The organism is Amycolatopsis sp. AA4 (assembly GCF_002796545.1).
Classification (GTDB): Bacteria; Actinomycetota; Actinomycetes; order Mycobacteriales; family Pseudonocardiaceae; genus Amycolatopsis.
Window position 1 is genome coordinate 5,317,502 of the sequence record NZ_CP024894.1, and the last position, 24,151, is coordinate 5,341,652.

The 24,151-nt window shown below is 71.5% G+C and carries 20 protein-coding genes; 7 read left to right on the plus strand and 13 right to left on the minus strand.

What is annotated here, in order from left to right; genetic code table 11:
* Positions 1-94: 94 nt before the first annotated feature.
* From CU254_RS24620 to CU254_RS24655, 8 genes are all read right to left on the minus strand, one after another.
* On the minus strand, positions 95-2,014 hold the full coding sequence (locus CU254_RS24620; protein ID WP_009080390.1) for a penicillin-binding protein 2: 1,920 nt from the start codon (positions 2,012-2,014) through the stop codon (positions 95-97).
* Positions 2,014-2,670 carry a hypothetical protein gene (locus tag CU254_RS24625; protein WP_009080391.1) on the minus strand — a complete coding sequence of 219 codons (657 nt, stop codon included), beginning with the start codon at positions 2,668-2,670 and terminating at the stop codon, positions 2,014-2,016. Before CU254_RS24625 ends, CU254_RS24620 begins: the two co-directional genes overlap by 1 nt.
* Entirely contained in the window at positions 2,667-3,623 is a 957-nt protein-coding gene (rsmH, locus tag CU254_RS24630; RefSeq protein ID WP_009080392.1) for a 16S rRNA (cytosine(1402)-N(4))-methyltransferase RsmH, read from the minus strand. Before rsmH ends, CU254_RS24625 begins: the two co-directional genes overlap by 4 nt.
* 191 nt (positions 3,624-3,814) lie before the next feature.
* Positions 3,815-4,246, minus strand: coding sequence for a division/cell wall cluster transcriptional repressor MraZ (gene mraZ, locus CU254_RS24635; RefSeq protein ID WP_009080393.1), 432 nt, complete (start codon positions 4,244-4,246; stop codon positions 3,815-3,817).
* Between the two features lie 499 nt (positions 4,247-4,745).
* Complete coding sequence (locus CU254_RS24640; RefSeq protein ID WP_037714684.1) at positions 4,746-5,444, minus strand: ESX secretion-associated protein EspG; 699 nt, start codon at positions 5,442-5,444, stop codon at positions 4,746-4,748.
* Complete coding sequence (locus CU254_RS24645) at positions 5,441-6,022, minus strand: PPE domain-containing protein (protein WP_037714690.1); 582 nt, start codon at positions 6,020-6,022, stop codon at positions 5,441-5,443. The genes CU254_RS24640 and CU254_RS24645 overlap by 4 nt, the downstream gene beginning before the upstream one ends.
* A 21-nt stretch (positions 6,023-6,043) precedes the next feature.
* Positions 6,044-6,580: a DUF3558 family protein gene (locus tag CU254_RS24650; protein WP_009080395.1), complete on the minus strand. Its 537-nt coding sequence runs from the start codon at positions 6,578-6,580 to the stop codon at positions 6,044-6,046.
* Positions 6,573-6,938, minus strand: coding sequence for a hypothetical protein (locus tag CU254_RS24655; protein ID WP_037717878.1), 366 nt, complete (start codon positions 6,936-6,938; stop codon positions 6,573-6,575). The genes CU254_RS24650 and CU254_RS24655 overlap by 8 nt, the downstream gene beginning before the upstream one ends.
* Before the next feature lie 264 nt (positions 6,939-7,202).
* Between CU254_RS24655 and CU254_RS24660 the strand changes: the two genes are divergently transcribed.
* The 3 genes from CU254_RS24660 to CU254_RS24670 are packed head-to-tail and all read left to right on the plus strand — an operon-like array spanning position 7,203 to position 12,190.
* Positions 7,203-8,267, plus strand: coding sequence for a MoxR family ATPase (locus CU254_RS24660; RefSeq protein ID WP_009080396.1), 1,065 nt, complete (start codon positions 7,203-7,205; stop codon positions 8,265-8,267).
* 34 nt (positions 8,268-8,301) lie between these two features.
* On the plus strand, positions 8,302-9,573 hold the full coding sequence (locus tag CU254_RS24665; RefSeq protein WP_037714693.1) for a DUF58 domain-containing protein: 1,272 nt from the start codon (positions 8,302-8,304) through the stop codon (positions 9,571-9,573).
* A 58-nt stretch (positions 9,574-9,631) separates the two neighbouring features.
* Complete coding sequence (locus CU254_RS24670) at positions 9,632-12,190, plus strand: DUF3488 and transglutaminase-like domain-containing protein (RefSeq protein WP_100266864.1); 2,559 nt, start codon at positions 9,632-9,634, stop codon at positions 12,188-12,190.
* Positions 12,191-12,890: 700 nt separating this feature from the next.
* On the opposite strand, the gene CU254_RS24675 is transcribed toward CU254_RS24670, so the two are convergent.
* From CU254_RS24675 to CU254_RS24685, 3 genes are all read right to left on the minus strand, one after another.
* Positions 12,891-13,292 carry a DUF3040 domain-containing protein gene (locus tag CU254_RS24675; protein ID WP_009080401.1) on the minus strand — a complete coding sequence of 134 codons (402 nt, stop codon included), beginning with the start codon at positions 13,290-13,292 and terminating at the stop codon, positions 12,891-12,893.
* 884 nt (positions 13,293-14,176) lie between these two features.
* Complete coding sequence (dinB, locus tag CU254_RS24680) at positions 14,177-15,394, minus strand: DNA polymerase IV (protein ID WP_037714696.1); 1,218 nt, start codon at positions 15,392-15,394, stop codon at positions 14,177-14,179.
* Between the two features lie 123 nt (positions 15,395-15,517).
* Positions 15,518-16,243 carry a methyltransferase domain-containing protein gene (locus CU254_RS24685; protein ID WP_037714698.1) on the minus strand — a complete coding sequence of 242 codons (726 nt, stop codon included), beginning with the start codon at positions 16,241-16,243 and terminating at the stop codon, positions 15,518-15,520.
* Between the two features lie 112 nt (positions 16,244-16,355).
* Here CU254_RS24685 and CU254_RS24690 point away from each other — a divergent pair, with 112 nt between their 5' ends.
* From CU254_RS24690 to CU254_RS24710, 4 genes are all read left to right on the plus strand, one after another.
* The gene (locus tag CU254_RS24690; protein WP_009080406.1) at positions 16,356-17,207 is read left to right on the plus strand and encodes a ParA family protein; all 852 of its coding nucleotides are present in this window, start codon (positions 16,356-16,358) and stop codon (positions 17,205-17,207) included.
* A gap of 3 nt (positions 17,208-17,210) precedes the next feature.
* Positions 17,211-18,029, plus strand: a complete 819-nt coding sequence (locus CU254_RS24695) for a DNA-formamidopyrimidine glycosylase family protein (protein WP_009080407.1) — start codon at positions 17,211-17,213, stop codon at positions 18,027-18,029.
* 498 nt (positions 18,030-18,527) lie between these two features.
* Positions 18,528-19,100, plus strand: coding sequence for a GNAT family N-acetyltransferase (locus CU254_RS24700; protein WP_009080410.1), 573 nt, complete (start codon positions 18,528-18,530; stop codon positions 19,098-19,100).
* A gap of 612 nt (positions 19,101-19,712) precedes the next feature.
* Complete coding sequence (locus CU254_RS24710) at positions 19,713-20,738, plus strand: quinone-dependent dihydroorotate dehydrogenase (protein WP_037717880.1); 1,026 nt, start codon at positions 19,713-19,715, stop codon at positions 20,736-20,738.
* A gap of 434 nt (positions 20,739-21,172) precedes the next feature.
* Here the strand turns inward: CU254_RS24710 and CU254_RS24715 are convergent, their stop codons facing one another.
* Together CU254_RS24715 and CU254_RS24720 are read right to left on the minus strand one after the other, a co-directional pair.
* Positions 21,173-22,474 (minus strand): hypothetical protein, encoded by a 1,302-nt coding sequence (locus CU254_RS24715; protein ID WP_009080414.1) that lies wholly within the window; start codon positions 22,472-22,474, stop codon positions 21,173-21,175.
* Between the two features lie 659 nt (positions 22,475-23,133).
* On the minus strand, positions 23,134-24,117 hold the full coding sequence (locus CU254_RS24720; RefSeq protein WP_009080416.1) for a hypothetical protein: 984 nt from the start codon (positions 24,115-24,117) through the stop codon (positions 23,134-23,136).
* Positions 24,118-24,151 lie beyond the last annotated feature (34 nt).

Consider the following 24,151-nt stretch of genomic DNA (forward strand, 5'->3'; position numbering starts at 1 on the left):
TCCGGCGCTGTGGAAGGCCGTGAGGGGAACCCTGCGGGAATCTGATTCCCGCAGGGTTCCCCTCACGGACCTGCGAGTTGGGAAGGCGCGGCGGTCAGCCGACGACGAGCGGCACCACCGGCGACGGCCCGTCGGACAGCGGAATCTGGTACCGCTGCGACAGGTACGACGCGATCGAGTGGAACAGCGGGCCCGCGGAATGCCCGATGGGCAACGTGGTGTCCGGCGCGTCGAGCCGGATGCCGACGACGAACCGCGGGTGGTCGGCGGGCAGGATCCCGGCGAAGGTGATGTTCGCCAGGCTCGAGCTGTACGCCTTGGTGCGCGGGTCGATCTGCTGGCCGGTGCCGGTCTTGCCGGAGACCTGGTAGCCCTCCAGCCCGGCCGACGGCGCGGTGCCCGCGTTCGGGCTCTTCGCGTTCTGCACCACCGCGCGCAGCATGTCCCGCACCGTTTTCGCGGTTTCCGGGCTCACCACGCGCTCGGTCTTCGGCGGCGCTTCCGGCGTCACGGTGCCGTCCGGGTTCTTCTTCGCCTTCACGATCCGCGGTTCGACGCGCAGGCCGTCGTTCGCGATCGCCTGGTACATCCCGGCCATCTGCACGACGGTCATCGAAAGGCCCTGCCCGATCGGCAGGTTGCCGAACGTGGACGCCGACCAGTCCTTGCGCGGCGGCACGTAGCCGGAGCTCTCGCCGGGAAGGCCGATGCCGGTCTTCTGCCCGATGCCGAATTTCTTCAGCAGTTCCAGGTACCGGTCCGGGCCGACCTGCTGGGCCAGTTCCAGCGTGCCGACGTTGGAGGATTTCGCGAACACGCCGGTGGTGGTGAAGGTCTGCGTTCCGTGCGACCACGCGTCGTGCACCGTCCGGTCGGCGACCTTGATCGAGCCCGGCACCTCCAGCGTCGAGGTGGGTGTGGCGATCTTGTCGTCGATCGCCGCGGTCGCGGTGACCACCTTGTTCACCGAACCGGGTTCGTACGGCGTGGTGACCGGCCGGTTGTTCAGCAGGTCGGGCTTGATCGTGGACGGGTCGTTCGGGTTGAACGTGCTGGAGTCGGCGAGCGCGTAAACCTCGGCCGTCTTCGCGTCCATGATGACCGCCTGGCCGCCCTTGGCGTTCGCCTTCGCGACGTAGTCGCTCAGCTGGCGCTGCAGTTCGAACTGCAGGTCGGAATCTATGGTCAGCTGGAGATCGGAGCCCGGGACGGCGGCGGTGAGCACGTGCTCGGTGCCCGGCAGGTACAGATTGTCGTTGCCGTTCTGGGTGTTCACGATCTCGCGGCCGGGCGTGCCCGCCAGGTCCGCGTCGCGCGATTTCTCCAGCCCGACCACGCCGTGCAGGTTGTGCTTCGACACGTCGGGGTCGTCCATCCGCCAGTTCGACAGGCCGACGATGTTCGACGCGAGCGTGTCGCCCGGGTACTCGCGCTTGGCGCGCTTCTCCACGCTGATCCACGCGTACTTCTTGACGATCTGGTCGGCCACCGACGGCTCGACGTTGTCGACGAGGTAGGTGAAGGACTGCTGTTTGTGCAGCAGCGCCAGCTGTTCGGCCTCCGTCGTCAGGTGCGGGACCTTCTGCGCGATCAGCTTCGCCGCGCCGGCGACCTCGGTTTCGAAGTTGCGGCCCTTGTCCGGGTACTTCTTCGCGTACTCGTCCATCGACTTGTGCAGCGCGCGCAGATTCACCGACAGCGTGCGGGTTTCCACGCTGAACGCCAGCTTCGAGCCATTGCGGTCCACAATGGACCCGCGCTGCGCCGGGATGTCGATGGTGAGCGTGCGCTGGCGTTCGGCCGCCGCGGACAGCGTGGGCGCCTCGAACCACTGCACCTGCACCAGTTTCGCGCCCGCCACCACCATCAGCACCACGAGCATGATGCGCACCGCGGAAAACCGGCTGCGCTGTCCGCCGTTGCCCCGTTTCGCGACCGCGCGGCGGGTGCCCGCGGCGTAAGTCCGCCGTGCGCTGCCCGCCGCCCGGGAACGGCTGCTGCCGCCTGCCGCCATCACTGCCCTCCCGCGGTCCCCGCGGGCGTGCCCGACAGGTCGCCTTCGATTCCGCCCTCCGGCGGAGCGGCCGGCTGCTGCGCCGGTGGCGCGACCGCGTCCTGCTCGTCCGGCTGGGCCTTCTTCGGTTCGCCGACGACGGTCGTCTTGCCGTCCTTGCCGACCACGATGCGCGCCGGGTCGCCGCCGGGCACCATGCCCAGCTGCTTGGCCGCGGGCGCGAGAGACGCCGGGGACTGGGCCTTCGCGACCTCGCGCTCCAGCCGGTCCTTCGTCTCCATCAGCGAAGCGTTGTCCGTGCGCAGTTTTTCGAGCCGGTACGAATCGGCGATCGCCTGCGTGGTGAACCACAGCGTCGCGGCGACCCCGACCGCCAGCAGCCCCATCATCACGAGCACGAACGACGCCCGCGACCGAGGCCAGCGCAGCCGCAGCCGCGTGCGGACGGTCTTCGTCTCGACGGTTTCCGGTTGCGCGACCGGCTTTTTCGGCGCGCGCTGCCGCAGCAGGTCGGCGCGCTGCGCCCGCCGGGCGTACGCGCGCTCGGCCGCCGTGGTGCGCCGCCGTGCCGGGGATTCCGTCTCGGTGACGGTGTTCCGCGGTGCCCGCTCCGCAGCGGTCGACGACGAGCGGCGGGACTTCGTAGGTGCGGTCATCGCGGCTCTCCGATCCGTTGTGCTGCGCGCAGCCGCACCGAGGCGGCCCGCGGGTTGTGCTCGATCTCGCTCTCGCCGGCTTTCTCCGCTCCCCGGGTGAGGAGCTTCAGTTCCGGCCCGTGCCCGGGCAGTTCGACCGGAAGCCCTTCCGGCGTCCGGGATTTCGCCCGTTCCGCGAGCGCCTGCTTGACCAGCCGGTCCTCGAGGGACTGGTAGGACTCGACGACGATCCGGCCGTTCATCGCCAGCGTGCCCAGCGCCGCGGGCATCGCCCGGCGCAGCACTTCCAGCTCGCCGTTGACCTCGATCCGCAGCGCCTGGAAGGTGCGCTTCGCCGGATGCCCGCCGGTGCGCCTGCTCGCCGCGGGCACCGCGGAGTAGAGCAGTTCGACCAGCCTGCCGCTGCGGGTGAACGGTTCCTTCTCGCGTTCCGCCACGACGGCGCGCACGATCCGCTGCGCGAAGCGTTCCTCGCCGTAGTCGCGCAGGATCCGGATCAGCTCGCCGGGCGCGTAGGTGTTGAGCACGTCGGCCGCGGTGAACCCGGTGGTCGGGTCCATCCGCATGTCCAGCGGCGCGTCCTGCGAGTAGGCGAACCCGCGTTCGGCGCGGTCGAGCTGCATCGAGGAGACGCCGAGGTCGAACAGGATTCCGTCCACTCGGGACAGTCCCAGTCCGGACACCGCTTCGGGAAGTCCGTCGTAGACAGTGTGGACCAGATCGACGCGGTCGCCGTGCCGCGCGAGCCGCTCCGCGGAGCGCTCGAGCGCGGCCGGATCGCGGTCGAGGCCGATCAGCCGGAGCCGGGGGAACGCGGAAAGCAGCGCGTCGGAATGTCCGCCGAGGCCCACGGTCGCGTCGACCAGGACGGCGTCGCGGTCGGCCAGCGCGGGGGCGAACAGCTCGACGATGCGGTCCAGCAGCACCGGAACGTGCTCGGCCGAGTCCGTCATGTCTCCCCCTTTCTGCCGCGTGCGTAACCGGGGAAGATGCGGCGGATGCCGTCAGGTCCCTGCCCGCCCGCTTGCTGACCTGGCACCGGGGAAGGTGCGCCAGGGTCAAAGAGCGGACAGAGGCCTCACGGCATCCGCGTCGAACGGCGTACCCGCGTCCCCCGACGACACAGGTGCGCCCGGGGCGCCTCCTAGAAGACGCCCGGCAGTACTTCCTCCCGAGCCTGTGCGTAGCTGTCCTCGTGTTCGTCCAGGTAGCCCTGCCACGCCTGGGCGTCCCAGATCTCGAGCCGGGTGATCGCGCCGATCACCACGCACTCCTTGTTGAGCCCCGCGTACCGACGCAGCTCCGGCGCGATGGCGACGCGCCCTTGCCCGTCCGGACGCTGCTCGTCCGTCCCGGCGAACAGGTAGCGCTGGTAGGCCCGCACCGCCTCGTTCGTGAACGGGGCTTCGGCGACCTTCCTGGCCATCTGCTCGAACTCGGCACGGGGGAAGACGAAGAGGCAGTGGTCCTGCCCCTTGGTGACCATCAGCCCGCCGGCCAAGGCTTCGCGGAACTTCGCGGGCAGCGTGAGCCGCCCTTTGTCGTCCAGCTTCGGGGTGTGGGTGCCGAGGAACACCGGCCTCCACCTCCCTACCGGATCCGGTTGGCTCCCCGCCCGGTTCCGGCTCGGGGGCTCCCTTCCGCCCCACTGCGCACCACCGTACCCCACTTTTCACCACAGTCAACGCGTCCCGCGGCCGTGCCACTCCGTCGGGTGGTGCGTTTGCGCAGGTCACGGAGGTGGGTCCAGGTGGGGGCCGGGTGGGGGGACCGTGGCGAAGATCCCCCGCACCGGGGTTTCTCGCAACCTCGGAAGGTCTGAAACGTCCGCGTTTCGGCAGCGTGGGGACCCGAAGTGGGGGCTGGTGGGGGAACCGGTGGGGGCCGGTGGGGACGCGGGTGGAGCGCGGTGGGGGAACCGCGGCGGGGCCTGGTGGGGGCAGGGCGGGGAGCCGTCGCGCCACCTCGGACGGGCACCGTGGGGCGGGGTGGGGACCGATGCGCCAGGTCGGGTGGGGCCGGGTGGGGGCCCGGGTGGGGGCGAGTGGAGAACCGTCCGCTTCAGAGCGCGGGGGTCAGCGGGGCACCAGCTCCATGACCCGCTCGGCCAGCCGCGGGCTGTCCACCGGGGACACCGTCACCCACTCCTGTCCGCCGCGCCCCGGCGAGCACACCGCCGAATACGCCCCGGCGTCGGTGTCGAACCACGTCAGTCCGCCTGCCCTGACGAGCTTGCCCGCCCGGTCGCGGACGTGGACGGTGAACTGGCCCGCCGCGTACACCGGCCGGGACTGGATCGCCCGCAGCTCCTCCCCCTGCGCGCCGCCGGGCGGCTCGCCCGTCGCGGGCAGCCGGACGCCGTAGCCGGGACCGGCCGAGAGTTCGGGCAGCACGTCGACGATCGCCGAGGCCAGCTCGCTTTCGCCGATGCCGCGCACGCCGATCGTCCGCGCCGGCTGCACGGCCAGCACGGCGGCGCGTCCCCGGAGCGCGGCGACCGCGCGGAACGGTTCGTCGGCCGTCATGTCGGCGAGCGCCTCGCATTCCACGTACCGCTCCGCGGACGCCAGCACGCGCAGGCTGTTCTCGAGGCCGGCGTCGAGCCTGCCGTCGAAGAGGCCGCGTTCGCCGAGGTTGCGGTAGACCTCCGCGCGGATCGCGGACCGGTCGGCGTCGGTCTCCCCCACGCTGCGCACCGCCAGCGGCGCGGGCGGGGCGGCGAGGCCGAGGTCGGCCCAGACGATGTCGAACGCGGATGCCGACAGGCTGATCAAGCCGGCCCCGCGCCCAGCGGCGGGACCGCGGGGAACTCGCCTTCGGGCAGGAGCCCGCGCAGCGCGGTGTCCCGGGTGCGCAGGACGTCGATCGCCTTCTGCCGGGCGGCCTCGGCTTCGGCGCGCCGCCGGTCCATCGCCGACGAGAGCCCGGCCAGTTGCACCAGGCTCCCGCTCGCGGCGGCGGAACGGATCATCGCCGCCGGGTCGAAGTCCACCGGCGCGGGCATGTCCGCGCGCGCCCGGGCGGCGACCTCGGCCTGTCCCTGGACGGCTTCCCCGACTTTCGCCGACACCACCGACGTTTCGGCGAGCCAGCCGGAAGCCTTGCCGAGCACCTTCCGCATCGCGTCGCCCGCGTCGCCCTGCCAGGTTTCCTCGCTGCCCGCGGACAACGCGACGAGCCCGCCGATCGAGTCCTCGAGCCGTTGCGCCAGCCCGGCCCACCGGGCGCCCGATTCGCCGGCCGCGGCCGGGTCGTTGCCGTCGACCGCCTGCGCGGCCAGCGCCGCGTGGCTGAACGCTTCGTACCGGACCGCCGGCTCGGGGGCCGGGGACTCAGCCGGGGTGTCGGTCACGACTTTCCTCCTCGCACGGGTTCACGGCAGCTTCGGCTCGAGCAGTCCGGCCACGTCGCCCGCCCGCGAGCAGGCGAGCGCGGAGTCGGCGAAGTTCGCGTTGGTCACGTCGACCTGGACGCTCTGCGCGCCGCCGACGTCGAGCAGCACCGCGCACGCGCCGCGGGGGCGGGACACCTGCACCGCCTGGTGCGAACCGACGTCCTTCTTGGTGCGCTTGCCGTCGGAGAGGTCGAGGTTGGCCAGGCCGTTGGTCTCGTCGAGGGTGACGGTGACGCCGAAGGTCGAGGGCACCGTCCAGTCGCAGGCGCGCGCCTCGCCGATCGTCTTGGGCTTGCCCTGCCCGGTGAGCCCGGCCGACGACCGGTCCTGCGGCGAGAGCAGCGTGCACGGGTCGAGCTTGGCCAGCGACGGGGCCGAGGACGTCGGAGGCGGCGGACCTCCGTCGGCGGGGGCGGCGTGGGAGATGCCCGGCATGCGGCCGCATGAAACCACCGACAGCACAGCGAGTCCGACGGGAAGAAGGAGTGCGGCACGCGCCGCGCGACGGTCAGCCACCGGTGCAGTCCACGCCCTCGGCGGCCTCGCCGTCCTGGTCGCGGTATTTCTCCAGCGCGCCGCCGATGCGTTGCTTGAGCCCGGCGATTTCCTTGCCGAACGCGGTGAGCCGGTCGACCGCCGAGCCGTCGCGGCCGAGGCCGTACTTCGCCATGAACGCGCCGACCTCGCCGGCGTACCCGCCGCCCAGCGGCACCGACCGGCCGAGCACCGCGGCCTCGCGGACCATCTCGCCGACGACGTCCTGCAGTTCGCCGAGCTTCGCGTACGTCGCGGACGCCAGTTCGGGCGTGACCGCGAACCGGCCGCCGGACAGTCCCGGGAGCCCGGCTTTCCGTTCCGCCTCGGCCTCGCTCATGCGCGGATGCACCTCTTCCGACGTCGAACCGTGGTCGGGCGACTTCGTTTCGGAGCATACGACAGTGCATACGGTCAGCGGGATCACCTGAAAATGCCTCATAATCACCCGTAAGAAGGAGCACTGGGGTGGCTGGGCGTCACCATGAAACGATCTCGGGGTTCCGCCGCCCAGTTCTCCCGGGTTTGACACACTGGGGAGAACGCTGGACAGGCGCGCATCCCCGCCGGTTCCCGTCCAGCTATTGCGCCACCAGGAGGTCGAGTGACGTCGAGAATCCAGTCCGCTTCCCCCGCCGGAGGTCACGGCAACGGGTCCGGGCAGCCGCCGTACCCGGCGGTCGAGTCCGCGGACGGGCTGGCTCAGGTCCCGGCGGCCGGGCTCGGCGAACTGCACGACACCGCGCGCCGGATCGCCGCGAACGTGGAGCGCGTCCTCGTCGGCAAGCCGGACGTCATCCGGATCGCGCTGGTGACCCTCCTGGCCGAGGGTCACCTGCTCGTCGAGGACGTCCCGGGCGTCGGCAAAACCTCGCTCGCCAAGGCGCTCGCGCGCTCGATCGACTGCACCGTCAGCCGCGTGCAGTTCACGCCCGACCTGCTGCCCAGCGACGTCACCGGCGTCTCCATCTACAACCGGCAGACCGGCGAGTTCGAGTTCCGGCCCGGCCCGGTGTTCGCGAACATCGTGGTCGGCGACGAGATCAACCGGGCCTCGCCGAAGACGCAGTCCGCGCTGCTGGAGTGCATGGAGGAGCACCAGGTCACGGTCGACACGAGCACGTACACGCTCGGCGCGCCGTTCATGGTGATCGCGACGCAGAACCCGATCGAGATGGAGGGCACCTACGCGCTGCCCGAGGCCCAGCGCGACCGGTTCACCGCGCGGGTGTCCATCGGCTACCCCGACCAGCAGGCCGAACTGGCCATGGTCGACGAGCATTCCGGGCACAACCCGCTCGCGGACCTGACCCCGGTGTCCGACGGCGAGACGATGCTGCGGCTGATCGAGACCGTCCGCGGCGTGCACATCGCGCCGGAGGTCCGCCGGTACGCCGTCGACGTCGTGTCGGCGACCCGGCAGGTGCCGGAGATCCGGCTCGGCGCGTCGCCGCGCGCGACGCTGCACCTGGTCCGGGCCGCGCGGGCGCAGGCCGCGCTGTCCGGGCGCGACTACGTGGTGCCCGACGACCTGCACACGGTCGCGGTCCCCGTGCTGGCGCACCGGCTGGTGCTCACCACCGAGGCGCACGCCGCCCGCCGTTCGGCGACCGACGTGGTCCGCGCGGTGCTGCACCGCGTCCCCGTCCCCCAGGGCTCGGCCCGCTGAGGCGCGTCCCGCTACCCGAAACAGGGGAATCCGCATGCTGCGCGCGCTTTCCGGCCTCACCACCCGAGGCCGCTGCCTCCTCGCCGCCGGGATCGCGGCCGCGGTGTGCTCGCTGGTGCTCAACGAACGCGACCTGCTCCGCGTCGCGGTCTTCGTGGTCGCCCTGCCGCTGCTGGTCGCCGCCTACATCTCGGCCACCCGGCTGCGCCTCGGCGCGGCGCGTTCGCTGCGCCCGGACCGGGTCGCGGCGGGCTCGACCGGCGAGGTCGACCTGGAACTGTGGCGCAGCGGACGGCTGCCCGGCGGCGAGGTGCTGCTGGAGGACGGCGTGCCGTACGCGCTGGGCTCCCGCCCGCGCTTCGTGGTCGAGCGGCTGCCGCACGACCGGCGAGTGCTGCTGCGGTATCCGCTGCGGCCGGGCATGCGCGGGATCCAGCAGGTCGGGCCCCTGCGCGCGACGATCACCGACCCGTTCGGGCTGTGCGAGTTCGAACGGGAGCTGATCGGTCATTCGCGCCTGGTCGTCGTCCCGCGCGTGGTGCCGCTGTGGGGTCTTCCCGGCGGCGCCGGGGCCGGGGCGGGCGACGACGGAAGCGTCCGGCTGCATTCCGGGCAGGGCGAGCCGGACGTGATCGTGCGGCACTACCGCACCGGCGACGACATGCGGAAGGTCCACTGGCGCTCGACCGCGCGCCGGGACGAGATCATGGTCCGCATCGAGGAACGTCCGTGGCGCGGCGGCACGACAGTACTGCTGGACCACCGCGCGGCCGCGCACCACGGCAGCGGCCCGGCGGCGAGCCTGGAGTGGGCGGTGTCGTTCGCCGCGTCGGTGTCGTTGCATCTGCGGCGGACCGGGCACCGGGTCCGGCTGGTGACCGAACACGGCGTCTCGCTGGCCGACTCGCCCGCCGACGGCGGCGAGGGCTACGACAACCTGGTCCTCGACGCGCTGGCCGCGCTTCAGCCGGCGCACCAGCGAGACGTGACGCTCGGCCACGATCCGGCCGAAGGACAGGAACTGATCGCGATCCTGGGCACGGTGAGCGCGGAATCGGTGCACGAGCTGACGCGGTACCGGGCGCGCGGCGTCCGCAGCCTCGCCGTTCTCCTGGACACCCCGGCCTGGGCGGGCTCGGCCTCGCCGGACCACCTCGCCGCGGCGACCGAGGAGTCGGCGGAACTGCTGCGCGGGGCCGGATGGGGCGTTGTGGTGGCCGGTCCGCAGACGCCGATGCCCGAGGTGTGGGGGCTGCTGTGCCGCGCGGGCACCCACCGGTCGACAGTGATCGGCGGGACGCGATGAACCCGGCCGCCACCGTCGTGCGCGGCCGGGATCGCGCACGAGCACGCAGGGGGAACCGATGACCACCACTGCTCCCCGGCCGTCCGGTGCGCCGCCGATCCCGCACACGCCCACGCCGCAGCCGGCCGATCCCCCGCCCGCGTGGCGGAGCAGCGTCCTGCCGCCGATAGCCGCCGGGCTCGCGACGCTGTGCGCGGCCACGTCGCTGACCAGCGTCGTCTCCGGCTGGGCGTGGTTCGGGTACCTGTTCGTGGCCGTCGTGCTGGTCGCGGGCACCGGGCTGGCGCTGCGGTCGCTGCGCGCGCCGACGGTCGTCGCCGGGTTCGGGCAGCTGCTCGTGCTGCTGTTCCTGATCACCGGGGCGTTCACGACGCAGGGTGTGCTCACGATCTTCCCTGGCCCCACCGCCTTCGGCGAGCTGCGGGCGACGCTCGCCGCCGCGGCCGAGCAGATCCGGACCGGCCTGCCGCCGGTCGACAGCACGCAGCCGATCCTGTGCCTGGTCACGATCGCGATCGGCCTGGTCGCGGTACTGGTCGACACGCTCGCCGTCGCCGCCGCGGCGCCCGCGGCGACCGGCCTGGTGCTGCTCTGCGTGTACGCGGTGCCCGCGGCGCTGTCGGACGAGCTGATGCCGTGGTGGACGTTCGTGCTCGGGGCGGGCGCCTTCGCGTGCTTGCTCGCCCTGGACGGCAACCACCGGCATCGCCGCTGGCGCAACCGCGACGCCCCCGGGTCCGGCGGCACGCTGCGGCTCTTGCAAGCCCCGGTCGCCGTGGTCAGCTCCGCGATCGTGCTCGGCCTGCTCGGCGGCGGGATCACCATGGTCGGGACCGTCGGCAAGATCCCGTTCGGCTCCGGCCCGGGCGGCGACGGCGACGGGACCGGCGGCTTCGGCATCGCGCCGTTCACGCAGCTGCGCGGCCTGCTCGACCAGGGCCAGAACACCGAATTGTTCCAGGTCCGCGGCCTCGGCCCGGACCGGCGGCTGCTGCGCGCGTTCACTTTGGACACCTACACCCCGAACAAGGGCTGGGGCCTGCGCGCCGGCGGCCAGGCGCAGACCGGCGTGCTGGCGAACAGCACGCTGCCCGCCGCGCCCGGCGACGACGGCACCGGAGTGTCGCGGCAGATCCAGATCCAGCCGACGCGGTGGGTCGACAACTGGCTCCCCGTTTACGGCGCCCCGCGCGCGCTCCGGGGCGTGCCGCCGCAGTGGCTGTACGACCGGGTCAGCGGCTCGGTGTTCACCACGACGAGCGAACCCGCTCCGTCCTATGTGGAAACCGCGTCGCTCAAGGAGCCGACCGCCGCCGAACTGCGCGAAGCCGCGCCGAAATCCGACGAGGTCCCCGCGCTGTACACGCGGATCGGGCAGGTCGACCGGCGCGTCACGGCGCTGACCGAGCAGCTCACCGCGGGCAAGTCGAACAACTTCGACCGGGCCACCGCGCTGTGGCAGTACTTCAGCGCGCAGAACGGTTTCGTCTACGACACGAAGACCGCCGACGCCACCGACGCCGACGCGCTCGCCGACTTCATCCTCAAGGGAAAACGGGGCTACTGCGAGCAATACGCGTCGGCGATGGCCGTGATGCTGCGGGTCGCGCACATCCCCGCGCGCGTCGCGATCGGCTTCACCCCCGGCGTTTCCAAGGGCGACTACCAGTCGATCAGCTCGCAGGACGCGCACGCGTGGGTCGAGGCGTACTTCGGGGACAAGGGCTGGGTCAGCTTCGACCCGACCCCGCTCGCCGACGGCCGCGGCATCGTCCCGCCGTATCTGCAGCAGAACACCCAGAACCCGCAACAGCCCAACGCGACCGACGACCTGCCGACGGCCCCGCGTTCGGCCGCCCCGTCCGCCGGCGCGCCGACCGACAAGACCCACGACCAGGCGACGCCCGCCGCCCCCGCCGACACCACCCCCGACGACAGCTGGCTCACCTGGCTGGCTTTGGCTCTGGCCGTCCTGGGCGTCGCCGCCGTCGCCACGTCGTACTTCCTGCGCCGCCGCCCCCGTCCCGGCATGGCCCCGGCGGGCGTGCCGCCGGGTGCCACGCCGGACGGCGACGTGCTGGTCAGAAACGCGGTCGCCGCCCCGACCTCGTTGCACCTGGCCGCGTTGTGGCTTCCGCTGACCGGAGCCGTCCTGCTGGTCGCCGCGCTCGGCCTGCTGGCCGGAACGGTGTCGTGGTGGTTCGCCGCGATCGTGGTCGTGATCCTGGCCGCGATCGGAGGCCCGGCCGCGATCCGGGACCTGGTGCGCCGCCGCCATCTCCAGACCATCGCGACCCACTCTCCCGGCGCCGCCGACGCCGCGTGGCGCGAACTGAAAGCGGAGTGCGCGGACCGGGACCTGCCGATCTCCGACAGCGACACGGTCCGCGTGGCCGGCGGGAAGATCGCCGAACGCCACCGCCTGGACGAGCCCGGGCGGGAGGCGTTGCGCACTGTGCTGGGCGCGGTGGAGCGCAGCTGGTACAGCGACGAGGCCACCCCGGACGCGGCACTGGAGCCCGCTTTTGGACAGCTGCGGGAAAGCCTGCGCCGGACCGCGCCGTTGTCTCTGCGGGGACGGTTGTTCCCGCGATCGGTACTTCGCCGACGACGGTGAGCCTTGGCTGGAGTTGATGTCTGAACCCGCGCGGTGCCTTGGTGACGCGTTAACTCGCGCCTCGCGGTGGTTGCGGGCGGCGGTTCGCCGCCCCAAACCGTCGCGATCGCTGCCGCACCTACGGGCCGCTCCAGCGACCCGTCCGGCCGCCACGACTTCAGCGGCCAGCCCCGAACCAGCACCTCGGCACGACTGCCGCCCTCACCCGATCCGATAGCGCGTTCAGTCCACCACCCGGCAACGGCGCGCGTCTCGGGACACGACCAGTTGCCCCGGCCGAGCACAGCTCCACAACGCCCAGTCCGTTCCGAACCGGCACCTCGCCACTCGGCACCTCGCCACGATTCCGGCGCAATGTCGCCTCAGCCCACCGCCGTCGCCTCGCCACAGCGCACGCCTCGGAACGCGACCAGTTCCCCAGCCGTCACGACACCCGCTGCCCGACCTCACCTCGTCCGGTGCCGCATTCAGCCCATCGGCTGTCGCGCGGCACCAATGCATGGCTCGGAGCAAACCGGTTCCCCGGCCGAGCATCCCGAACCGGGCGAGCGCACGCGACGCGGGTCAGCCGCGCGTCAAGCGCGACTCAGCCGCACCACCGGGAATCAGGCGTCCGTGTCCCGCCAAGCGGTGCAGTCCGTGCCCGCGCACGAGAATCCGCGCTCCGCCCCGAGGGGAGAAGCGCGGATTCGCCGTCGTGCTATTGGCCTTCGAAGCGCTGGCGGAAACGTTCCTCCATGCGCTGTGTGAAGGAGCTCTTGCGGCCGGTCGGCTTCCCACCGCCTCCGTCGTCATGGCTGTCCTTGCCGCCGCTGTCGCTGTGGCGCAGCGACGTCACGGCCATCATGACCCCGAAGAACATCACGAGGAACCCGAGCACGCTGACCACCGGCACGTCGGCGACCCGCAACACCGGGATCACCACGCCGAGCACCAGCAGCGCAACGCCCACCACGAACAGGGCGATCCCCTGGATGCGCCGACGGCGCGCGGGTCGGCGCAACCGGGTGCCGCGCACCGTGGATGCGAACTTGGGGTCCTCGGCATAGAGCTCGCGCTCGATCTGGTCGAGCAGCCGCTGCTCATGCTCGGAGAGTGGCATCTTTCCTCCTCCGGCACAGCTGTCGCGGGCGCCGGGCCGCGCAACGTCCTGGACCCAACAGCCAACCCCAGGCGGGGTGGCACTGTCCAGGATACGAGCCCCGCGCTCGTCCGACTACCCGATCCCCGATCCTGAAATGATCGAATCGGGGGAAATCCCGCACAATGCGGGTTGACACTGCGTCACCGCGACGGAAGTCACCCCCTTCGGCGCAGTCCAGGCGGCCGCGCCGCCCCGTCTGCCTCCCCCGCGCGGGGTCCCTCGTGACGGAGAGAAACCGTCCTCGCGCCGACCACCCGCCCTGCCGACGCCCTTGCCGGGACGATCTTCCGCCGATCGATACCCTCCGCCATTCCTTCACCCGAAGACCTTCGAGATCGCCAGTTCCCCACCACCTGAACACCCCGAAGCACGCTGACTCAGCGCGACCGCCGAACCCCTATCGCAGGACCCGCCCGACCCCCTTTGCGCCGGTGCCGACTCTCGCCGATCCGGCCATCCCGGTGAATTGCCCACCAACCCGCCGCAGCGGACAAATCCGGCTGGGAGGTCCATCCGAGGCGGTTCCGAGAGACGCCCCGGACAGCGAACGACCGGCCGATCAGACGGAGCGACCCGGCCCCATCCCGCTCGCCGCTGCCAATCCGGCCGCCTGGACGCTAGACCGGCATCGACCACCCGTGAGCGGACCCACCAGCCCCGCCCCTGACGTGCGCAGCCACTGCCAGCCCGCACACCTGCACTGCCAGGCTGGCGTCGGCCAACCCCCTCGAGGACCCATGGGCTTCGCCCGCCTTGCGCCAGCGACGCTCTCGGCAACGTGGCCGCCGACGGCGGCGCTCCGAGACCAAACCTCGCTCTTCCTCCAGCAGCTCCCCGCGCCTTCACTCCCCCCGAGGGGAAAGCAGCGAAGCGGGCCGAATAGCCGCCGAGCCGAACTTCAGTCTCGCCACATCCGCGGCCACCTCCGCGTCCCGCCAGCGCGGCTCGTCGTTCTCGAACGACAGCTGCTCCCCGTCGTCGCCGGTGTCGAGTCCTTCGACTCGCACCCCGATCAGCCGGACCGCTCCCGTCGGCGCGTGTTCGGTCAGCAGCTCGACCGCCGTGCGGTGGATGTCGCGGGCCACGTCGGTCGCCGAGAGGACCGTGCGGGCCCGGGTGATCGTGCGGAAATCGGCGAACCGCACCTTGATCGACACCGTTCTCCCGCGCAGCCCGCGCGAGCGGAGCGTCGCTCCGACCCGTTCGGACAGACGCAGCAGTTCCACGCTCAGCTCGCCGCGATCCAGGACGTCGACGTCGAAGGTGTGCTCGGCCCCGATCGACTTCTCCGCCGACTCCGGTTCCACCGCCCGGTCGTCGTGGCCGTTCGCCAAGGCCCACAGGTGGTCCCCGGCCGCGCGGCCGACCGCGCGCCGCAGCCGGGCGGGCGGGGTGGCGGCGATGTCCGCGATCGTGTGCCAGCCGTGTTGGCGCAGCTGTTCCTCGGTCCGCTTCCCGACGCCCCACAGCGCCGACACCGGCAGCGGATGCAGGAACTCGAGCGTCTCGGCCGCGGGGACGATCACCATCCCGTCGGGCTTGGCCATCCCCGAAGCCAGTTTCGCCACGAATTTGACCTTCGCGACCCCGACCGAGCACGAGATCCCGTGTTCGGCCTGCACGCGTTCCCGGATCCGCGCCCCCAGCGCGCCCGGAGTGCTCCCCAGCCGCCGCAGGGCTCCTCCTACGTCAAGGAAGGCCTCGTCCAGGCTCAGCGGCTCGACCAGCGGCGTCAGCTGCCGGAAAATCCCCATGACGCCGCGCGACACCTCGCCGTACAGCCCGGGCGTCGGCTGGATGCAGACCAGCTGCGGGCAGAGCCGTTTGGCCGTGGCGAACGGCATGGCCGAGCGCACGCCGAAACGCCGCGCCGGATAGCTCGCCGCGGCGACGACCGAGCGCGGGCCGCCGCCGGACACGACGACCGGCTGGCCCGCCAGCTCCGGCCGGGTGCGCAGTTCGCACGACACGAAGAAGGCGTCCATGTCCACGTGCAGAATCGAGCAGCCGGTGTCGTCCGGCAGTTCGGTCGCGCCCGTGGTGACGCGATAGCGGGCCATCCCGCTCGGCAGTTCGGCGTTTCTCCCCACGCCTCCGGACGCTACCCGCCGCCACCGACAATTCCGGGCGTTCGGGTCCCGGCGGCCACGCTTACGGGTGGCGCGGGCCTCGCCGGGAGCGGATCAGGCCCGCCGGGCGATCGCGTGCAACCGGCCCGCGACGTCGCGCAGCGCGGGCACCGCCGAGGCGCTCAGCTCGAACTCGGCCAGCTCGTCCTCGCGGACCCCGCCCGGCACGACGTCCGAGATCACCCGGTCGCCCTGCAGCAGCGTGACCTCCAGGCCGGCGTCCACGAGCGAATCGGTCAGCCCGGCGCTGTCGTACCGGCGCAGCACGGTGTCCCCCGCGACGATGCCGTCCGGGCCTTCCATCAGCTGGCGCGCCTCGGAGATCCGACCGGCCAGCGCGCGATGCAGCACGGCCGCGGTGCGGTTGGCCACCAGCACCGACACCGCACCCCCGGGCGAAACAGCAGTGGCGAGAGCGTCGAGCACCGCGCGCGGGTCGTCCACGACCTCCAGCAGGCCGTGCGCCAGCACCAGGTCCGCGGACCCGGCCGCGACGTGCGCGCTGAGCGCGTCGGAGTCGTCCGCGATCACCGTGATGCTGCCGGAGACGCCCTCTTCCTCGGCGCGGCGGCGCAGCGTCGCGAGCGCGTTCGGGTTCGGTTCGACCACGGTGACCAGGCATCCGGCCGAGGCGAACGGCACCGCCCAGCCGCCGCTCCCGCCGCCGACGTCGACGACGACCGGCTGCTCCACGCCGCGGGCGCGGGCGGCCCGCAGTTCGGCCTCGAGCGCCCGGCGAACAGCGCCCGAACCCCGGGCGGCCACGGTGTCGGTCTTCATGGCCGACAGGGTAATGGCCGCCGGTCACTTGCCGTGACCCGCGTGGGCGCCGCAGCGGCGTTCGCCACCTTCCGGGCTACCGCCCCGGCGCGCGGCCCGTAGGCTGTATCGAGTGCACACGGTCGCCGTTCTCAGCCTCAAGGGTGGTGTCGGCAAAACGACGGTCGCGCTCGGTATCGCGTCGGCCGCGCTGCGTAGGGGAACCCGCACGCTCGTAGCCGACCTCGACCCGCAGGGCAACGCCACCACCTCGCTCGACCCGCCGTTCACCGACGCGACGCTCGCCGACGTGCTCGAGACGCCCGCGCGGGCCGTCCTCGAACGCGCGATCGCGCCCAGCGTCTGGAGCGAGGAGATCGACGTGCTGGTCGGCGCCGAGGAGCTGGAGTCGCTCAACGAACCCGAGTCCGACGGCCGCCGCCTGGAGAACCTTTCCCGCGCGCTCGACGAGCTGCATCAGCATCCGTTGCGTGAGGACCCGTACGAACTGGCGATCATCGACTGCCCGCCGTCGCTCGGCCGACTCACCAAATCGGCGCTCGTGGCGGCCGACAGCGCACTGATTGTGACCGAACCCACAATGTACGCGGTCGCCGGAGCCCAGCGCGCGCTCGAAGCGATCGAACGGATCCGCGAGGACAGCAATCCGTCGCTGCGGCCGATCGGCGTGCTGGTGAACAAGCTGCGCGTGCGGTCCTACGAGCACCAGTTCCGGGTCGCGGAACTGCGCGAGAACTTCGGTTCGCTGGTGATGCCGACGGCGATCCCGGACCGGCTCGCGGTGCAGCAGGCCCAGGGCGCGTGCAGCCCGATCCACGAATGGCATTCCCCTGGCGCACAGGAGATCGCGCTGACGTTCAACATGGTTCTCGCCAAAATCCTGCGCTCCAACCGCGCCGGACGGCACCGCGTGCGCGCCGAGGAGGAAGCGGTGCAGGCGGAAGTGTCGGAAACCGCGGGCTGACCCGTGCCCGAGGGCGACACCGTATTCCTCGCCGGAAAGCTGCTCGACCGCGCGCTCGCCGGGAAAACGCTGGTGCGCGGGGAGTTCCGGCACCCCGAACTGGCCACTGTGGACCTCGCGGGCCGGGAGGTGCACGGCGTCGGCACCGTCGGCAAGCATCTCTTCACGCGCTTCTCCGGCGACCTCACGCTGCACAGCCACCTGAAGATGGACGGCTCGTGGAAGATCCAGGCCGCGGGCGCGAAGTGGGCGATGCCCGCGCATCACGCGCGCGTCGTGCTGATGACCGAGGACGTCCAGGCCGTCGGTTTCCGGCTGCACGACCTGAAACTGCTGCCCACCGCCGAGGAACACACCCTCGTCGACCATCTCGGACCGGACCTGCTGGATCCACAGTGGACGGACGAGCACGCCGCGCTGGCCGCGGCCAACCTCTCCGCGAAACCCGAACGCGAACTCGGCGACGCACTGCTGGACCAGCGTGTCATGGCCGGCGTCGGCAACCTGTACAAATGCGAGATCTCGTTCCTGCTAGGGGTTTCCCCGTGGACCCCAGTGTCCGAAGTGGACCCCGCACGCGCGGTGGCACTAGCCCGGAAACTGCTGGTGGCGAACGCGTGGCGACACGAACAAGCCACCACCGGCGACCTCCGCCGCGGCCGCCGCACCTGGGTCTACGAACGCACCCGCCAAGGCTGCTTCCGCTGCGGCGGCCGGTTGCTGGTGCGCCAGCAGGGCGACGGCCAGTACCAGCGCCCGACCTGGTGCTGCCCGCGCTGCCAGCCCGGCCCCGTCCCCGCCGATGGACCGCCGCGCAAATGATGTTGCCGGACAGGGAGGTTCGCGGTTAGCGTGGCAGTACACGAGAGAGGAGGTGGTCCTAAGTTGTATTCACACAGGACTCGTGAGGTGGCTGTCCGCTAGCGGATGGCGCGTGTTGGGACTTTGAGCAGCGATACAGCAAGAGCCACCTTCGGCTCATCGCCTGCTTCACGTGCTGCCTGCTGACGAATACCAGGCAGTCACCGGGTTCCCGGGGTTCTCGAGCACCGGTCCGGCTCGAGCCTGGACGCTGACGGCGTCCAGGAGGCGCCCCGGGAATTTCCATGCCCGCTTCGGTGTCGCGGCGGGGGTTTTCGCTCTCGGCGAGCACCCGCGGTGGTTCCTTCGGACCGCACCGTGTGCAGCAGAGCCTTTCCACTCTCGGCGGGCACCACGACGGTTCCTCCGGACCCGCGCCACATCACAGCAGCGCCCTTCCGCGCTCAGCGATCACCGCGGCGGTTCCTCCGGACCGGGAGAAGTCGCTAGGCTTGGAGGATGCTCAGGCCGGACTATCCGATCAGCACCGAACGCCTGCTCCTCCGCCCGTTCCGGGACGACGATCTCGATGCCCTGAACTCGTTCCAGTCGCGCGCGGACGTCGTCCGCTACCTGTACTGGGGACCGCGCAGCCGTGCGGAATCCGCGGCCGCGCTGGCGAAGCGCGTCCACAGCTCGACGCTGTCGGAGGAGGGCCAGTTCCTGGCCGTCGCCGTGGAACTCGCCGAAACCGGGCAGCTGATCGGCGATCTCAACCTCGAATACCTCAGCGCCGAACACCGCCAAGGCGAGATCGGCTTCGTCTTCCACCCCGACCACCACGGAAAAGGCCTGGCACTGGAAGCGACCAGGGAAGTCCTGCGGCTGGGCTTCGAAGACCTGGGACTGCACCGCATCATCGGCCGCTGCGACGGACGCAACACCGCGTCGGCGGCGTTGATGGAGCGTCTGGGCATGCGGCAGGAAGCGCGTCTGCGGGAAAACGAGATCGTCAAGGGCGAGTGGACCGACGAATTGGTCTACGCCATGTTGGAAGACGAGTGGAAGGCCGGAGCCGCCCGGAGGAACTGATCTCACCGGCATGCGGTCGAGTCGTGCGTGGGATTTTCGGCGCACCGGCCGGGCCCTGGCTTACCAGGCCGACACCCCGGCTTCGGGACGCGCCGACTGACGCCGTGAGGGCCACCTTCACGGACTCAGAGTCCCTCAGGGTTCCCCTCACGGCGCGCCAGTGCCCCGTGAAGAACCCTTCACGACACCGCCGAGATGCACCCAATGTGGCATTGGGTGCATCTGACGCACCCAATGTGGCGTTCGGTGCATCCCACGCACCCAATGCCACATTGGGGCGCTACCAGCGCACACCGCCCCACTCAAAGCAGCAACACCAGAGCCGCGCAACAAACCGCCGCCGACGCACCCAACCCCCGGGGGCACCCACCCCTCCCCCAACCCCGATACAAAGCCTCCCTGCGGTTCGGGGGTGCTTGTCAAGGCATCTTTCCCGCCTTGACAAGCACCCCCGAACCGTCAGCACAATCGGCTCTCGGGGTGCCCCACGCAACCAAGGCGCAGCAATGTCGCCCCCAGGGCGACGAGCCGCCAGCCCCCCAACGCGACCCAAACCACACCAACCCAGATCCACCCCACCCACCCCACCGCAGATACGGCAGCATGGACGACGTGCTCTTCGACAGGATCGTCCGCCCAGCGATGTACCGGCTCGCCTACCACGACCCCGAGGTAGTGCACGAACGCACGGTCACCCTCCTGAGCCGAGCCGGAACCGCCCTCCGCCCGATCTCGAAGCTGTACCGGACGAACGATCCCGCCCACGTCCTGGGCCTGACCTTCCCCAACCGCATCGGCCTGGCCGCGGGCATGGACAAAAACGGCCGCGCCCTCCACGCCTGGCCCGCCCTGGGCTTCGGCTTCGTCGAGGTCGGCACGGTCACCCGCCACCCCCAGCCGGGCAACCCCAAACCTCGTCTCTACAGCCTCCCGGCGACCGACGCGGTCATCAACCGCATGGGCTTCAACAACGAAGGAGCCCAAGCACTGGCCGACCGCCTGGCCGCGCACGGGAAACCCGCGGTCCCGCTGGGAATCAGCATCGGCAAGTCGAAGGTGACGCCGCTGGACGAGGCAGTCGAGGACTACCGCTTCTCCCTCCGCGCCCTGCACCCCTACGCGGACTACTTCGCGATCAACGTCAGCTCCCCCAACACCCCCGGCCTCCGCGCGCTGCAAGACAAAGCCGCGCTGGCTGAACTCCTCGCCGAACTCCGCAAGACGGGTGCCGAACTGGGCGGCAACACTCCCCTGCTGGTGAAGGTAGCCCCCGACCTCACCGACGACGCCCTCGCCGAACTCCTGGAAGTCTGCCTGGACCACGGCGTCGCCGGAATCATCGCGACCAACACGACCCTCTCCCGCGAAGGCATCGCCCCCTCCGAAGCCGCACTGGCGTCGGAAACCGGCGGACTCTCCGGCCGTCCGCTGACCAAACGCTCGGCCGAGGTCGTGCGCTTCGTCCACGAGAAGACCGAAGGCAAGCTGCCCATCATCGGCGTAGGCGGCATCCTCGGCCCGGACGACGCCCGCCGCATGCTCGACGCCGGAGCCAGCCTCGTGCAGATCTACACCGGCTTCGCCCTGCACGGTCCGGGCCTGGTCCGCCGCGTCGGCCGGGGGCTCGCCGCCCGGTAACCGCCGGACGCAGCCGGGGCACCAACCCCGCCCCGCGGCGGAGACTGAGAGACCGGAGCCTGCGTCGGCCGAGAACTCGCCGCGCGGCAACCAGAACCCGCTCGGCACAACCACCCCGAAGCCCGCCGCCAACGGGCGTGCAACCGGCGAACTCGCACGGCCCGACCGCGAATCCGGCCAGTGCAGCGAACCTCCCGGCGGCGAAGATCGAGGGACCGGGGCCCGCGTCGGCCGAGAACTCGCCGCCTGGCAATCAGAACCCTCTCGGCACGACTACCGGCGGCAGGGTCGAAGCCGACGGGCGTTCGAATGGCGAATCCACCCGGAGTCCAGCCCTGCGTCGAAGGCAGCTGAGCCCGGGTCCGACCGCGCGAACCCGGGCTCAGCCATCGGCAGACGACGGTCGTCGCACAAAAACCCCGCCCCTCACCGCCTCAGCCGGGGAATCGCGGACCGCCCGTGCTCGCGAACCGCAAATACCCTCGCCAAGACGCGTACCGGTCCAGACCTTGCCCACCGGCTGCGGCCGCTGGTTCGCACAGCACCGCGAGCGGCGAACTCCCGTCCTCCAACTCGACCCGTCCCAGCACGAACGGTGCGGACAGGCCAGCAGCGAACCGGCCGAAAGCCGCGGGAGACAGTCGCCAGCGTTCGCCGTCCACGGCGGCTGAGCCGGAGATCACGCCGGGTTGTGGCGGAGTGACCCCGTCGAGCAGCACCATCCGGTAGCGCTCCGCGGTCTGGACCAGGCCGCCGAACCGGGCGCCATACAGCTCGTCATGCAACGGCTGGCCGCACAAATGCGCCCCGAACACCACGACCTCGACGCTCTCGCACGGATACGGATCCGGCGACTGTTCGCCGGTCAGCACTGAAGCCAGGTCGATGCCGATCTGGTCCTCGAACGCCCGCGTCACCACAGTGACCCCGTACGGCCGCCGGTCTCCCGGCACGGTCACCGCGGCGAGGTCCAGGGCGTTCAGGGTCGCGTCGTGGACGCCGACGGTCGGCAGGAGGAGCGCGTCCAGATCCGCCAGCAGCGAGCGGGCGGCAACGACGTTTCCGGTCCCGTAGACAGCGCTGACGTCGACTGGAACCAGCACGGCGCCGGAAGCTTCCAGAGACGCCGCGGCGACGTCGAAAGCCCTCCTCGCGGGCAGCGGCAGGCTGGCTTCGGCGGGAATGCCGAGCCGCGGGTGCTGTCCGGCGGCAAGGCGGACGTCGGCGGGCCATTCGCGGACCGCCGGGTCTGCGCCGTCGGGGCCGAGCATCGCGGCGACGGCGCGCTGAGCAGTCGTGAGGCGGTTCGCGGACACCGAAACGGTCGTCCCGGGGACGAGCCCGGGCGTCGGTTTCAGGGTGAGCACCCCGGGCGGGGCGGCGATCTCGCGGGCGGCGGAATCCAGGGCCAGGTCGACGATCTCGAGTCCGACGACCGCGTTTTCCGGGTCCGCGACGGCGGTTCCGAGGACGACCGCGCCGGCGGCGGTCAGGCGCGCGGCCGGGCCTTCGACGTCCGCCGCGCAGACGGTTCCGGCCAGCGGCAGGTCTTCTCCGGCGTGGACGCGTTCGTCGACGGTTTTCGCCTCGACGAGCACTTCCTCCATGGTGCGCACCGAAGCCCAGAGTCCGGGGCGGTCGGCTTTCGCGAGCCGCTCGAACGCGGTGCGGACCCGCTCGTGCGAGCTGGGCGGAGGGACGGGAACAGGATCAGGTTCCGGCGGGAGCGTAGTCACGAGGGCGTCCTTTCCTCGGCGGGATCGGAGGAGTCCACTGTGTACGTCCGGCGCCGCGAACCTCAGCCCGCGACGCCGGGCCTGGCGGGTGCCAACACCGACCTCATGGGAAAAACGTTAAACCGCAGACGTTTCCGTCACCAGCAGGATCGGATTACGCGATTGTTGCGGTGTGCGGGGGAAACTCACGCACCGTCGCGGCCGGACTGTCCCGTTGCGCCGACCGGAAACCCAAACTCGGCCATCAGGACGGCTTTCCCGCCCGGCCGCTGCGCTTCCCGGAGCCGGCGCGAAGCCGAGGGCCCGGACCACATTCACCCCGGGGATCGGGCGTTTCGCGGCGGATTTCCCGGCCGCACGACCGCCGGACGGACCGGATCAGCAGCCCAGCCGAGATTCCGCAACGCCCGCGAGCCGATCCGCCAACGCATCCCGAGGCGCCGCGAACTCACGCGCCCGGACCGCACGACCCGACCACCGGAGCCGAGTCCAGCAGCCCAGCCAACACCCCGCAACGCCACGAGCCGATCCGCCTCGAAACCACGCGACCCGACGATCAGCAGCTCAGCCAACACCCCGCAACGCCGCGAGCCGATCCGCCGACGGCACGGAACCACCGCGAACCCGGACCACCACACGGACCCGGCAACAGCACAGGATCAGCCGAGATCCTTCAACGCCAACGCCAACCCCGCGAGCCGGTCCGTCGCGTCCGTCAGCGCCTCCCGCGACGTGACCATCCCGTCACTGCTCGCGGCCACCGCGCGACCGGCCGCGGCGACCAGGCCGCCGTAGCCTTCGAGGCCGTCGTCGAGTTGTTCGCGCAGCTTCGCGACCGCGGCCTGCAATGCCGGACGTTCGCGTTCCGGCGCGGAATCGCGGCCGCGTTCGATCGCCTGGATCCGGTCGGCCAGGCCACGGAGCGCGCGGGCGGCCTCGTCGGCGGTCGCGCGGGCGTCGGCGACCGAAACCTCCGGAACCGCTGTGGTGCCCAGCGAAGTCGGCACCGACAGCTGCCGCAGGAGTTCGCGCAGCGAAGCTTCCGACTCGGCCAAACGCTCCATCGGTTCGCGCGCGGCCGAACCGGCGGCGGGCAGCGGAGGCGGGCCGCTGGGCGCGGCGGGCAGTTCGACCTTCTTCAGCTCTCGCAACCGCATTCCGGTGCGGACGCTGAACGTGCCGAACACCAGCGTCGCGAAACCGGAGAACACCGCCTGCCCGATTTCCGGACCGGCCATCGCTCCGCCGAGCAGGCCGGTGCCGGCGAGGACGGTGAGGATCCCGAGCAGGATCGTGACCAGCACCCACAACGTGAGCACGCGCGAGGTGCGGCGGATCCGGCGCTGGTGCTTCGCGCTCGGTTCGTTCCAGCGCTGCCATTTCGCGCGAACCTCGGCCACCGCGGGCACCTGCCCGGCGACCGTGGAAAACGCCGCCGACGCCGACGGACGGCGCGGCACCGGCGGCGGGGAAACCGGACCGCGCGGGGTCCGGCCGTTCTGCTGCGGCCTCCCGCCGGCCTCGTCGGCCGGCGGGAAGTACCGCTGCAGCTTTTCCTGGGCGCGCTGGGCGTAGTCGGGCAACCGCTCGATGTGCTTCTCGAGCTTGGCGTTGAACTCGCTGAAGTCCCGCCGCTTGGTCATCCGGTCGCCCCCTGCGCCGCTCGTGCCCGGCCGG

What these genes read in the sequence shown, in the direction of transcription:
- CU254_RS24655 (WP_037717878.1), bottom strand. Translation starts at nt 6,938, where the DNA reads ATGAGCGAGGCCGAGGCGGAACGGAAAGCCGGGCTCCCGGGACTGTCC.
- CU254_RS24665 (WP_037714693.1), top strand. Translation starts at nt 8,302, where the DNA reads ATGCTGCGCGCGCTTTCCGGCCTCACCACCCGAGGCCGCTGCCTCCTC.
- CU254_RS24685 (WP_037714698.1), bottom strand. Translation starts at nt 16,243, where the DNA reads ATGAAGACCGACACCGTGGCCGCCCGGGGTTCGGGCGCTGTTCGCCGG.
- CU254_RS24675 (WP_009080401.1), bottom strand. Translation starts at nt 13,292, where the DNA reads ATGCCACTCTCCGAGCATGAGCAGCGGCTGCTCGACCAGATCGAGCGC.
- CU254_RS24720 (WP_009080416.1), bottom strand. Translation starts at nt 24,117, where the DNA reads ATGACCAAGCGGCGGGACTTCAGCGAGTTCAACGCCAAGCTCGAGAAG.
- CU254_RS24670 (WP_100266864.1), top strand. Translation starts at nt 9,632, where the DNA reads ATGACCACCACTGCTCCCCGGCCGTCCGGTGCGCCGCCGATCCCGCAC.
- CU254_RS24700 (WP_009080410.1), top strand. Translation starts at nt 18,528, where the DNA reads ATGCTCAGGCCGGACTATCCGATCAGCACCGAACGCCTGCTCCTCCGC.
- CU254_RS24620 (WP_009080390.1), bottom strand. Translation starts at nt 2,014, where the DNA reads ATGGCGGCAGGCGGCAGCAGCCGTTCCCGGGCGGCGGGCAGCGCACGG.
- rsmH (WP_009080392.1), bottom strand. Translation starts at nt 3,623, where the DNA reads ATGACGGACTCGGCCGAGCACGTTCCGGTGCTGCTGGACCGCATCGTC.
- dinB (WP_037714696.1), bottom strand. Translation starts at nt 15,394, where the DNA reads ATGGCCCGCTATCGCGTCACCACGGGCGCGACCGAACTGCCGGACGAC.
- CU254_RS24625 (WP_009080391.1), bottom strand. Translation starts at nt 2,670, where the DNA reads ATGACCGCACCTACGAAGTCCCGCCGCTCGTCGTCGACCGCTGCGGAG.